Source organism: Arthrobacter sp. NtRootA1, from assembly GCF_019976975.1.
Taxonomy (GTDB): Bacteria; Actinomycetota; Actinomycetes; order Actinomycetales; family Micrococcaceae; genus Arthrobacter; species Arthrobacter aromaticivorans.
In genome coordinates this window covers 1355806-1367848 of the sequence record NZ_AP024630.1, presented here as the reverse complement: position 1 = coordinate 1367848, position 12043 = coordinate 1355806, and the positions used below count along the sequence as shown (strand labels likewise).

9 protein-coding genes are annotated in these 12043 nt (G+C 62.1%); 3 read left to right on the top strand and 6 right to left on the bottom strand.

The annotated features are described in order from the left end of the window. Positions 1-66: 66 nt before the first annotated feature. Both LDN90_RS06415 and rsmI read right to left on the bottom strand, forming a co-directional pair. A complete protein-coding gene (locus LDN90_RS06415) occupies positions 67-1548 on the bottom strand; it encodes an NAD-dependent succinate-semialdehyde dehydrogenase (RefSeq protein WP_223948405.1) in 1482 nt (493 codons plus the stop codon). Between the two features lie 160 nt (positions 1549-1708). Next, on the bottom strand, positions 1709-2539 hold the full coding sequence (gene rsmI, locus LDN90_RS06410; protein ID WP_216924989.1) for a 16S rRNA (cytidine(1402)-2'-O)-methyltransferase: 831 nt from the start codon (positions 2537-2539) through the stop codon (positions 1709-1711). Between the two features lie 181 nt (positions 2540-2720). Between rsmI and LDN90_RS06405 the strand changes: the two genes are divergently transcribed. Further along, complete coding sequence (locus tag LDN90_RS06405) at positions 2721-4544, top strand: phospholipid carrier-dependent glycosyltransferase (protein ID WP_223948404.1); 1824 nt, start codon at positions 2721-2723, stop codon at positions 4542-4544. A gap of 10 nt (positions 4545-4554) precedes the next feature. Next, a complete protein-coding gene (locus LDN90_RS06400; protein WP_223948403.1) occupies positions 4555-6387 on the top strand; it encodes an AMP-dependent synthetase/ligase in 1833 nt (610 codons plus the stop codon). Positions 6388-6398: 11 nt separating this feature from the next. Here the strand turns inward: LDN90_RS06400 and LDN90_RS06395 are convergent, their stop codons facing one another. Together LDN90_RS06395 and LDN90_RS06390 are read right to left on the bottom strand one after the other, a co-directional pair. Beyond that, entirely contained in the window at positions 6399-7502 is a 1104-nt protein-coding gene (locus LDN90_RS06395; protein ID WP_223948402.1) for a TIGR01906 family membrane protein, read from the bottom strand. Between the two features lie 154 nt (positions 7503-7656). Then, entirely contained in the window at positions 7657-8652 is a 996-nt protein-coding gene (locus LDN90_RS06390) for a stage II sporulation protein M (RefSeq protein WP_223948401.1), read from the bottom strand. Positions 8653-8781: 129 nt separating this feature from the next. Between LDN90_RS06390 and LDN90_RS06385 the strand changes: the two genes are divergently transcribed. After that, positions 8782-9585: an RDD family protein gene (locus LDN90_RS06385; protein WP_223949255.1), complete on the top strand. Its 804-nt coding sequence runs from the start codon at positions 8782-8784 to the stop codon at positions 9583-9585. Between the two features lie 62 nt (positions 9586-9647). Here the strand turns inward: LDN90_RS06385 and LDN90_RS06380 are convergent, their stop codons facing one another. Beyond that, positions 9648-10472, bottom strand: coding sequence for a pentapeptide repeat-containing protein (locus LDN90_RS06380; RefSeq protein ID WP_223948400.1), 825 nt, complete (start codon positions 10470-10472; stop codon positions 9648-9650). 209 nt (positions 10473-10681) lie between these two features. Next, the gene (locus LDN90_RS06375) at positions 10682-11902 is read right to left on the bottom strand and encodes an Ig-like domain-containing protein (RefSeq protein ID WP_223948399.1); all 1221 of its coding nucleotides are present in this window, start codon (positions 11900-11902) and stop codon (positions 10682-10684) included. Positions 11903-12043 lie beyond the last annotated feature (141 nt).

Here is a 12043-nt window from a genome sequence, read left to right as displayed (position 1 = left end):
TTGCTTGTCTCTACCGTTCTTGTTGCGAGAGCGGTGGACGGGACGGGACCTGGTTTTTGTACAGGACTAGTCGGCGTAAGGGTCGGCGATACCTACGTACTGGGTGTAGAGGTACTCTTCGATGCCTTCGGAGCCGCCTTCGCGGCCCAGGCCGGACTGCTTGACGCCACCGAACGGCGCAGCGGCGTTGGAGATAACGCCGGCGTTGAGGCCGAGCATGCCGGTCTCAAGCTTCTCGCTGACCCGGAGGCCACGGTTGAGGTCCTTGGTGAAGACGTAGGCAACCAGTCCGTATTCGGTGTTGTTGGCCAGGCGGATGGCGTCGTCTTCGGTGGAGAACGTGACGATCGGGGCCACAGGTCCGAAGATTTCTTCCTGGAGGATGCGGGAGTCTGCGGCGACGTTCTTCAGAACGGTGGGCTGGTAGAAGTAACCCGGACCGTCGACGGCGGCACCACCGGTGACTGCCGTGGCACCTCCTGCTACGGCTTCGGTGACGAGGGCGTGAACGCCATCGCGGGCCTTGCCGTCGATCAGCGGACCAACCTTGGACTCCGGCTCAGTACCGCGTGCGGTGGTGAGGGAGCCGATCTTCGCAGCGAACTTCTCGGCAAAGGAGTCGGCGATGGACACGTGCACAATGAAGCGGTTTGCTGCGGTGCAGGCTTCGCCCATGTTGCGCATCTTGGCGGCGATGGCGCCTTCAACGGCCTTGTCCAGGTCAGCATCCTCGAAGACGACGAACGGTGCGTTGCCGCCGAGTTCCATGGAGGTGCGCAGAACCTTGTCCGCGGCTTCGCGGATCAAGGCCTGGCCTACCGGGGTGGAGCCGGTGAAGGATATCTTGCGCAGGCGGTCATCCTTGATCAGCGGTCCGGTGACAGCACCGGCGGTGGAGGTCTGGATGACGTTCAGGACACCTGCGGGAAGGCCGGCTTCCTGCATCACCTGCGCGAAGAGCAGGCTGGTCAGCGGCGTCAGGTTCGCGGGCTTGAGCACCATGGTGCAGCCAGCGGCTACAGCCGGGGCTACCTTGCGGGTGGCCATGGCCAGCGGAAAGTTCCACGGGGTGATGAGCAGGCAGGGTCCAACCGGCTTCTTCTGCACGAGCAGGCGGTTCTTGCCATCCGGTGCTGCGGAGTAGCGGCCGGACACGCGCACGGCTTCCTCGGAGAACCACCGCAGGAACTCAGCCCCGTAGGTTACCTCGCCGCGGGCTTCTGCCAGCGGCTTGCCCATTTCGAGGGTCATCAGCAGTGCGAAGTCTTCTGCGCGCTCGGTGACCATTTCGAAGGCACGGCGCAGGATCTCGCCGCGTTCGCGCGGAGCGGTGCGGGCCCAGTCAGCCTGGGCGGCAGCGGCGGCGTCCAGGGCGGCGGCGCCGTCTTCAGCACCGGCGTCGGAGATGCTGAGCAGGACCTTGCCCGTAGCCGGGTCCTCAACATCAAAAGTCTTTCCGGATCCCGCCGGACGCCACTGACCGTTGATCAGCAGGCCGGTGGGGACGGAAGCCAGCAGTTCGCTTTCGCGTTCAACCGTGACAGTCATGGCGACTCCTTCGTCTTGGGTGCATTGGAGGGTTGCACCACTAGGGTTCCTTGCCAGAATTGGCTTGAATTACTGCCACGGTACTGCCATGCAAGAAGCAGTGTCTACGCCTTCACGCACTGCCATACGCCCGCCAAATTGTGCAGCTGCACAGGGACGATCAGCGCGCCGCCAGCACTGCCGAATACAGCTCCCGCTTGCTGACGCGGGCATCATCCGCCACGGCGGCAACGGCTTCCTTCAGCCGAATTCCTTGGGAGATGAGCTCATTCACGGCAGCTACATGGTCTTCCGGTTTGCCGGGAGCCTGCTCGGGAGCGCCACCCACAACCACGGCAATTTCACCGCGGACTTCATTGTTTTCTGCCCACTCCAGGAGCTCGCGCAGAGTTCCGCGGATGACCTCTTCGTAGGTCTTGGTCAGTTCACGGCAAACAGCCACCCGGCGTTCCGGGCCAAAACGCTCGTGCAGCGCCCGAAGCATCACTTCAAGCCGATGCGGAGCCTCGAAGAACACCATGGTGCGGCGCTCGTCAACCAAGTCCGCCAAGCGGGAATTCCGCTCGCCCGACTTCCGTGGCAGGAAGCCCTCGAAGCAAAATCGGTCTGTCGGGAGCCCGGAAAGCGCCAGAGCCGTCAGCACAGCGGAAGGTCCCGGTACGGCAGTCACAGTCAGGCCAGCGGCGACAGCTCCCTCCACGAGACGGAAGCCAGGGTCCGAAACTGCCGGCATTCCGGCGTCGCTGACCATCAGGATGGTTTTGCCGGCCCGCACATGCTCCAGCAGTTCACCTGTCTTGGCTACCTCGTTGTGTTCGTGATAGCTGATGACGCGCCCGGACACCTCCACGCCCAAGGCCTGGACCAGCCGATGCAGGCGGCGCGTGTCCTCCGCTGCAACGATGTCCGAGGTCGCCAGGAGTTCGATCAAGCGGGAGGACGCATCGCCCACGTTGCCGATGGGAGTGGCAGCAAGCACAATCCTGCCGATTGCTGTGGTTGCGCTCGTGTTGGTACCCGCGTCCAGTTCCTGGGCCGCGTCCGGTTCATCAACCGCCGATCCATCATCAGAGGGGGCTTCGTCCGGGGTGCTGTGTTGTTCTTCCACCTGCCAAGCCTAATGCCGCGCGCAGTTCAACGCCGCAGTAAGGATGGAACGGTAGCATGGGCGGGTGAGCCAGTCCCCCGTTCCCACCACCGATTCCGGAACCCCCGCAGTGTCGGCACTACCTTCCGGAGCCACGGACGTGGCGGCAAGCAACGGCTCCGGAGAGCCAACCCAGACAACAGCTGTCCGGGCAACTACTTCGTGGCGGCCTCCCTCCGGACAGGGCGATTCAGACGGCAGCAGACTGAGTGCCGGACGCGGGCTGGCGGGCCACCGCTGGATCGCCAGTCCCGCTGCGGCCTTCACGGTGGGCGCCCTGACATCTCGTTTGATCGGCGGGATCCAAAGCTGGCGGGATTACCCGCCCTCGCTGCGTTTATGGTTCTGGTTGATTCCCACCATTACGGCCGTCATCGGCGGAATCCTGCGCTTCTTCCGTCTTGAGGTCCCACACAGCCTGGTGTTCGACGAAACGTATTACGTCAAGGACGCGTATTCGTACCTCGTCAGCGGATACGAACGCAGCTGGCCGGCCAACGCGAACGATTCGTTCAATGCCGGCCATCCTGACATCCTGCTCAACACCCCGGAGTACGTGGTTCATCCTCCGGTCGGGAAATGGATGATCGCCTTCGGCATGTGGTTATTTGGGGCTGACAATCCGTTCGGCTGGCGTTTCGGTGCCGCCCTGACCGGGACGCTCACCGTCTTCCTGCTCTCGCTCATCGCGCTGAAGCTCTTCCGTTCCCACACCCTTGGCGCGGTGGCCGGGTTGCTGCTCGCCATTGACGGCCACCATATCGTGTTGTCGCGAACGTCCCTGCTGGACATCTTCCTTGCGTTCTGGCTCCTTGCCGCCTTTGGCGCGTTGCTGTTGGACCGCGACGACGGCCGGCGCCGCCTCGCTTCAAGGCTTGCCGCCCGTGCGGCTGCTTCATCCGACGGCCGGCCCTCGGCCACGCAACTGTTGACCGGCCCCTGGCTGGGGATGCGTTGGTGGCGCCTGGTTGCTGGGATTTGCCTCGGCCTGGCCGTGGGCACCAAATGGTCTGCCCTGTTTTTCGTGGCGGCGTTCGGCTTGTTGACTGTCTTCTGGGACATGAGTGCCCGCCGCACCGCCGGGATCCGCAGCTGGCCGAGTGCTGCGGTCATCAAGGATGGCCTTCCGGCTTTCCTGACCATTGTCCCGATCGCCGCAGCCACCTATGTTGCCACGTGGACCGGCTGGTTCCTCTCCAAGGATGCCTACTACCGTCAATGGGCGGCCACCAACCCGGCACCCGGGTGGGATTGGCTGCCCAATTCCGTGCGTTCCCTGGCGCATTACCACCTCGAGGCGTACAAGTTCCATCAGGGCCTCAGCGCTGACCATCCCTACGAATCCAGCCCCTGGACCTGGCTGGTCATGGGCAGGCCCACCTCGTTCTATTACCAATCGCCCAAGCAGGGAACTGCTGGCTGCATTGCCGAGACCTGTTCCTCGGCCATCCTGCCCGTAGGCAACCCCGTTGTGTGGTGGGGCGGCACCATGGCCTTGGTGATCCTGCTCTTCTGGTGGGCAGGCCGGCGGGATTGGCGCGCCGGGGCCATCCTCGTTGGAGTCGCGGCTGGATACCTGCCGTGGTTCATGTACCCCGAACGCACGATGTTCATCTTCTACGCAGTCTCCTTTGAACCGTTCCTGGTGCTGGCCCTGACGTATGTTCTGGGGTTGGTGCTGGGCCGCAGCAGCGATCCTCCCTGGCGTCGGAGATCCGGACTCTACATAGTGGGGTTGGTTGTGGTGCTGGCCGTACTGGCCACAGCGTTCTTCTATCCTGTGCTGACCGCCGAAGTCATCAGCTATCAGGAATGGCGGATGAGAATGTGGATGCCATCGTGGATCTAGGAGGAGGATCGTGAGGGAGGCAAGCACGGAGCTTCTGGTCGAGGCCGACGAGAATACCAACGTGACGGACCTCCTTCTGGAACGATGCGCCAAGGACCCGTTCGGCAACCTTTATGCCCATAAGACAGCCAATGGGTGGCTCAACGTGCCTGCCGCGCGCTTCCTCGCGGACGTACAGGCACTGGCGAAGGGCCTCATCGCTGGAGGCGTCAACCCTGGCGATCCCGTAGCTGTGCTGTCCCATTCAAGTTTCGAATGGACCTTGGTGGACTTCGCCATCTGGATGGCTGGCGGAGTTACCGTACCCATTTATGAAACGTCGTCGGCAAGCCAGATCGAGTGGATCCTTGCCGATTCCGGTGCCCGGCGCATCTTTGTGGAAGACACGTCCAAAGCAGACCTTCTTCACACCCTCGTTGAGAAGTCCACGGCCTTGGGTGAGGACCCGGTGACGATCATCCGTATGGAGCACGACGGAGAGGCCCCCAACCTGACCAGCCTCGCCGCCGTCGGAATTGGCATTATGGATTCCGAACTTCAGCGCAAGCGCAGCGCGGCCACCCTGTCCGATGTCGCCTCGATCGTCTACACCTCCGGCACAACCGGCAAACCCAAGGGCTGCGAAATCACCCACGGCAACTTCGTGCTTGTTGCCCGGAACGTCATCCCGTTCCTCCCCGAACTTTTGATGCAGCGCGGCGCGCGAACATTGATGTTCCTACCGTTGGCACATGTCCTGGCGAGGGCAGTCCAGGTGGTCTGCCTTACCGCAGGCGTCACGTTGGGGCACAGCCCAGGTGCCAACGGCCTCATGGCGGACCTCGGTGCCTTCAAACCCACATTCCTGCTCGCAGTTCCCCGTATCTTCGAAAAGGTCTATGCCGGGGCCGGACACAAAGCGGCCATGTCAGGCAAGTCCGGACTGTTCGCCGCAGCGTCCGCCACCGCCGTCGAATATTCGACGGCGGTAGACCTCGCCGCCCGCGGGCAGGGACCCGGACCGGGCTGGTTCCTTGGCCTCAAGCACTCGGTATTCAACAAGCTCCTCTACCCCAAAGTGCGGGAGGTCTTCGGCGGTGCGGTCGGCTACACCGTGTCCGGGGCCAGCCCCCTCAGCCTCCGGGAGAACCACTTCTTCCACGGCGCGGGGATCCCAGTCCTTGAGGGCTATGGCCTTACCGAAACCACTGCGCCCTGTACCGTCAACACGCCAAGCATGTCCCGCATAGGAACCGTTGGCATTCCGCTGCCCGGAACCACCATCCGCGTGGCACAGGATGGCGAGGTGCTGGTCAAGGGAATCGGCGTGTTCAAGGGCTACCACCGGAATGAGGCCGCCACCGCTGAGGCCTTCGTGGACGGCTTCTTCCGCACAGGGGACCTTGGCGAGCTCGACCCGGACGGGTTCCTGACCATCACAGGCAGGAAGAAAGACCTGTTGGTCACCGCGGGCGGCAAGAACGTCGCTCCCGGTCCCCTTGAAGAAAAACTACGGGAGCACCAACTGGTAGGACAGGCAGTGGTGGTGGGCGACGGCAGGCCGTTCGTCGCAGCGCTGGTGGCTCTGGATCCTGAAGGGCTTGAAGACTGGTGCGCCGAGAACAAGCGAGACGCCATGTCCCCCAGCGAAGCCGCAAGGGACGAGCGCGTCCGTGCAGCCGTTCAGTCTGCCGTGGACGAAGCCAACACTCTCGTATCCTCCGCTGAATCCATCCGTAAGTTTGGCTTTATCACCGCAGATCTCAGCGTCGAGTCCGGGCACCTGACGCCATCGCTAAAGTTGAAGCGGGCCGCGGTGGTGAAGGACTTCTCCTCATTGGTGGAGAAGCTTTACGAAAAGTAGCGGCGGCGTCGTTACGCGACGGTGTCCTTGCGGACACCAGAGGTATCGCTTTCGTCGTCGATTTCGGTGGAGGATGCTTCTTCTTCGGCCGCTGATTTGGAGTCCAAGCCACGGCGACGACGCGTTGGCCAGGTGAGGATGAAGGTGACCGTCGCGGCCAGGAACACGAGGGCTCCAATGACGATTCCCGCATCCACCCAGAACTGTCCGGGGAAGAGACGAATGAGCGTGTCGTCCAGGGAGAATGTCCAGGTGCCATTGGCGAAGAAGATCCGGTGGAACTCGGTGAAGAACTGCTGCCAGCTCAGGGCTGCCAACACTGCAAGGCCAATGATGATGACCAACGTGACGATGGAGCCGGCGAAGAGCCCACGCCTGACACCGCCTTCACTGCGCTTACGCAAGTAGGCAATGGCAATGATGCTCAGAAGAATGAGCAGCAGGCCCGCACTAAACGAGGTCAGAATAACCATCTTCACGTCCGCCATATGCGCGACTTCGCTGTCTTTGAAAAGCTTGGCGCCGTCTTGGTTTACCAAGCCACCCAAATACCTGGGCCCTGACCAGTTGCTCAAGTAGTCCACAGCATAGGAGCCGTAGGTCATGCGATCATCCGTGCTGAACCCGTAGCCGTCTCCCGGGAAACCCGGCCGGTTGTATTCAACCCAGAGGAACAGGGGGCTGGTCACCGCCCTGACAGCCAACACCAGGAGGATCACGGGGAAGAAGACCGCGAGCAGTACCTGGAAAATCCGGGGGCCGATTGGCTTGACCTTCGCTGCCTGTTCGCGCTCTGCATTACGCCTGGCAACCTCGTCTTCCGGCGGACGAACCTGGAGGGCAGACGTCGGCAACGGTTCGGAATAGTGTGCGGGTTGGCGACTTGCGGGCGCTTCTGCCACGGTCTCCGCGAAAAGCGGTGGCTCCGGCTCAACGTCCGCAGCCTCGGCAGCCTTCCGATCAGCGCGGCTTTCCGGCTGAACCGGCACGGGACCTGAGGGAGCAGCAGAAGAACCACCGGATGCCTTGGGCTTCATCCAGTCAAAGGCCGGCTCGTCGGGGTCCTCGTGGACGTCCGTCGCCGGATCTTGTGGTTTTTGGCTCTTGTCACTCACAGCGGTTTCACTTCCGTAGGCATCCCACCGGCCTAAGCATGCTGCCGGCACTCTTGTCTGCATTCGAGCCTACAGTCCGGGTTTGGGCAGAGACGAGGAGCCACCCCGCGTATGGCAAGATCGAAACGCAACTGTAAGGTGCAGGCGTGTCCGCCTAGACAGCAATCCCCCGGTAACCGGCGTCATGGCTGTCAAGGTCGCCAGTAGCTCCCGAACGGAATGAACGTCCACCCAGAACCAAGGTGTACGTCCAGAAGGCCGCCAGGACCAGTGCCCCGATCGCGATCTTCATCCAAACAGGCAAGGGGCTTGGTGTCACGAACGCTTCCACCACGCCCGAGATAAGAAGTACCAGGACTAGCCCAAGGGCAACCGTGATCAGCGAACGCCCTTCGTCGGCGACGGCCTGCATCCGGGTCCTGGGTCCGGGCCGGACCATCGACCAAAAAATTTTCAGGCCGGCCGCACAGGCGATGAACACTGCGGTGAGTTCCATGAGCCCGTGAGGAAGGATGTAACTGAAGAAGACATCCAACTTTCCCGCAGAAGCAAAGACGCCGGCAGCCGCCCCGACGCCTTGGGCGTTGAGGAAGAGAATCATGGGCACCCAAAACCCCGTAATTCCGAACGCAACGGCTTGGGCCGAAATCCAGGCGTTATTGGTCCAGACCGCGCCTGCAAACGACGCCGCCGGGTTCTCCGAGTAGTAGTCGATGAAATCGTCTTCGATGTACTGACGAACCCTGTCATCGCTGCCAAATGCGGCCCGCAGCGCCTCGGGCGACGTCCCGATCCACAGGGCGTACGCCCCACTCACCAGCACGAAGAAAACCCCACACCACACCGTCAGCCATCGGAGTCTGTAGAACGCCGCGGGCAGCGCGATGACGAAGAAGCGGGCGAGGTCTTCCATGAAGTTCGAACGTGCCCCGGTGAACCTGGTACGAGCCTGGGCAAGCGCGGCAGACAAGGATGAGGACAAGGCCGTCTCGGGAGCCACTGAGCGGATGAGGGACAAATGTGCGGAGACAGTCTGGTACAGGCGCAATAGTTCGTCGGCCTCGGACCCAGTGAGCCGCCGCTTATGTGCCAAAAACGTGAGCCGCGACCATTTGTCCCCATGCACGGCCGAAAAGGCATCGATGTCCACGGCACCACCCTATCCCTGTCTGCCCTATCCGAGTCTGCCCTGTCCCTGGCTGCCGGGACGGGCGCGGCTAGACTCGTTGATGCGGGCACGTTGTGCGCCCGTCGTGATTGCTACGCACCGGGGGCGGACTTGAGTTCAATCATCACAGGCGAGGCAGTGGTCTTGGAGTTGCGCCCGGCATCCTTCGCCGCCCGCGCGCTGGGGCTCATTCTGGACGTTATTGCCAACGTCCTCCTGTTGATCCTCCTCATCATCCTGATCCTCTCCGCCGCCCGGAATCTCGATGAAGCCGCGGTCCGAGCCATGGTCCTGGCCTGTGTCGTGTTCTCCTTCGTCATCGTTCCCGTCACAGTGGAGACGCTCACCCGCGGCCGCTCGCTGGGGAAACTGGCCGCGGGCCTTCGTGTGGTCCGGGACGACGGCGGCTCCATCAGATTTCGGCACGCGGTCATCCGTGGGCTGCTCGGGTTCCTCGAGATTTACATGACCTTCGGTGGCCTCGCTATCGCCGTGGCACTCTTCAACGACAAGTCCAAGCGCCTCGGCGACGTCGTAGCCGGCACTTACTCCCTGCGCCAGCGCGTGCCCTCCGAGCCGAGGATCTTTCCCGGCGCTCCGCCTTACCTCCAACCATGGGTAGCCATGGCGGACATAGGACGGATCCCCGACGCCACAGCCCGCCGGGCCGGAACCTTCGTTCAGCAGGCATACCTCATGGCACCATCCTCACGCGCCAGGATGGCCGCAGCGCTGGCCTCGGAGCTGGCAAACTACGTCGCGCCGCCACCGCCAGCGGGAACGATTCCCGAGGACTACATAGGGGCGGTCCTCGGCGAGCGACGCAACCGCGAATTTGCGCGCCTTCGCACGGCGGAACAGCGCAACGCCGCCATCGGCGAAAGGCTTCGCAAGCTGCCGTTCACCCAGGGCTGAGGCAACGCCGAGCACTTCCGGGGGGCTGCCGGACGTCAGCCACCAGCCTTTCGCTGGTGTTCTCAAATCCAATGCGCGGGCGTCGTGAGCCTTTCGGGTAGTCGCGTTTCGCGGTTCCCCTGCGCCGCGTTGATTTGCGGCTGCGTGAGGTAGAGGGACCCGGAGAGATTGGCGCCGTGGAGACGCGTATCGCGCAGATCGGCGCCGAGGAGGTCCACTGCGGTTAGGTCACTGTGCTCCAGGTTAGCCCCTATCAGGTAAGCACCGCGGAGGTCCGAGCCGGACAGTTGCTTCTTTGCCAAGTTGGCGCCCATGAGGTCGGCACCCGGGTGGATTCCGCCGTCGGGCATTTCACGGCCCTCAGCCCCATATGAAGCGCGCACCTCCTCGCTGACCTCCATGAGAAGGGCACGCACCTCAGCATGTAAACGCCCGACGTCGGCAGCCAGCACTGCGGACGCCTCGCCTTGGGATGTGGTTTCAATGTCCATGGTCAGCTGGCGGGCTGTTGCAGCCAGCTCCGGATCGAAGGCGCGTTGCTCAGCTTCGGACAAGTACCACAACATTTCGTGCAGTTGCTTGACCACCTTGAAGACAGCGAACATCGAGGACTTGGACTCCGGATCCTTGACCCAACTCGTGCCTCCAAACGTGCGTTGGGAAACCACTTGGCCTGCGCCGAAGCAGTCAAAGACGGTACATCCGCTGAATCCGCGGGGCCGCAAACGTTGATGGATGGTGCAGGAAAAGTCGCTGGCCATGTTCGGGCAGGCCGAGGCAGCGGGTTTATCGATAGCGAAATCAGCCGAGCGGGCAAAGCCAAGGGCGGTGCAGCAGAGGGCGAAGCATTTGCTGCAGTCCGGGCTAAGGGTTGGCGAAAAAGTCATTAGTGCTCCAAGCGATGAAATGGAATCAGGTGGAAGGAGCTGGGAACCCTGCGTGGGTTCCCCTAAGGAAGACTCGTAATCACCACGAAGGGCAGCACAAATAGCAGGTCCGGCCAGATGCCAGAACCGGTAAGGAGAATCAAAGACCGCAAGAAATAATCACTGCCTCGATCTTAACAGCAGTTTCTGTCCCGGGCTGGGAATGCCGGCTACCGCTGGGCGTAGCTGGCCCAGGGGATGTTCCAGTCGCCGAAGCCCTCCAAGGGTTCCACCGCCGGGGCGCCGGTATTCAGGATCTGCACGACGTCCCCGGTTTTCATGTTGTTGAAGAACCAGGCGGCATCTTCGGGCAACAAGCCCACGCACCCGTGGGAAACGTTCACGCGTCCAATGGCGCCCCAAGCGGACTCCAGGGCCTGGTGGACATAGACGCCGGACCACGTGAGGCGGTTGGCATAATCCACCACCATCGGAGCGTAGTAGCCTTTGTCACCGGGTTTGAGGCCGATGCTTCCAGCGTTGAAGTTGGATTTGCGTTCTTGCTCCAGGATCACTGCGTAGCCGGTGGGCGAAAGCCAGTCTTCGCCGCCCAGCGATACGGGTGCGGTGTGCATCAGCTGGCCGTCGAAGTACACGTTCATGGTCTTGGTGTTGTCATCCACTACAGCCACGCGCTGCGGTCCCGTAGTGAAAGTGGAAACAACATCGCCGTTGCCAATCATCTTGTTGCCGAAATCGACGCCCAGGAGCTTCATGTCCACTGTGACCGTGGTTCCCGAGGCCCAGAATGCTTCCGGACGAATGCGGACCTTCTTGTCCGAGTACCAATGCCAGGCCACCGCCTGGCCCGATGAAACGGTGATGGCAACGCGCTTTTCCATCGCGGCCTTGTCAACCACAGGTTCACTGAAGTTGATTTCGATTGGCTGGCCGGAGCCGGCAACTGTGCCGTTGCGAGGATAGATGGAAGCATCTGCTTCGAAAGCAGCCGAGACCGTGGTGAAGGTCTGCGTCTTCTTGATTTCCTTACCTGCTGTATCCACGATCGTGAAGGAATAGCTGTACTGGGTCTTGAACTTCAGGACTTCCAGGGTTGTCCACGTGCTGCCATCCGCGCTGGTCTTCCCCTGCACAGGTGTACCGCCCTCGACCGGCGCCAACACAACGTCCTTGACCTTGCCGTTGACGGCTTTGATCTGGGGGCCAACCACTGGATTCCACTCCACGGCGCCGTCCAGCGGTGTGATACCCAGTTCAACGGGTTTCGCCTCCTGCGTCGGAGTGGATTGGGTTGTTGCCACGCCATTCGGGGTGGAACCGGCCAGCAATCCAGGAACGGTGGCAACGCCAATACCGCCCACGACGAGCGCGGCGCAGACCCCCGCAATGGCTAGGATCTTGCCCGTTTTCCGTTTGGCGACTTCCGTCATGGTTCCTGTCTTCCTGTCCCCCGGCAAGCAATACTGAACACCCAATTCTAGCCGAAAGGCCGGCCACGCTGGTCACGTGTCCGGCCTTTCATCGCGGCTTGAAGCTACCGCTTTGAGGTTACTGCCACCGCAAAACTGAAG

Coding starts and splice junctions, on each gene's coding strand:
- LDN90_RS06415 (WP_223948405.1), bottom strand. CDS start 1,548: ATGACTGTCACGGTTGAACGCGAAAGCGAACTGCTGGCTTCCGTCCCC.
- LDN90_RS06380 (WP_223948400.1), bottom strand. CDS start 10,472: ATGACTTTTTCGCCAACCCTTAGCCCGGACTGCAGCAAATGCTTCGCC.
- LDN90_RS06375 (WP_223948399.1), bottom strand. CDS start 11,902: ATGACGGAAGTCGCCAAACGGAAAACGGGCAAGATCCTAGCCATTGCG.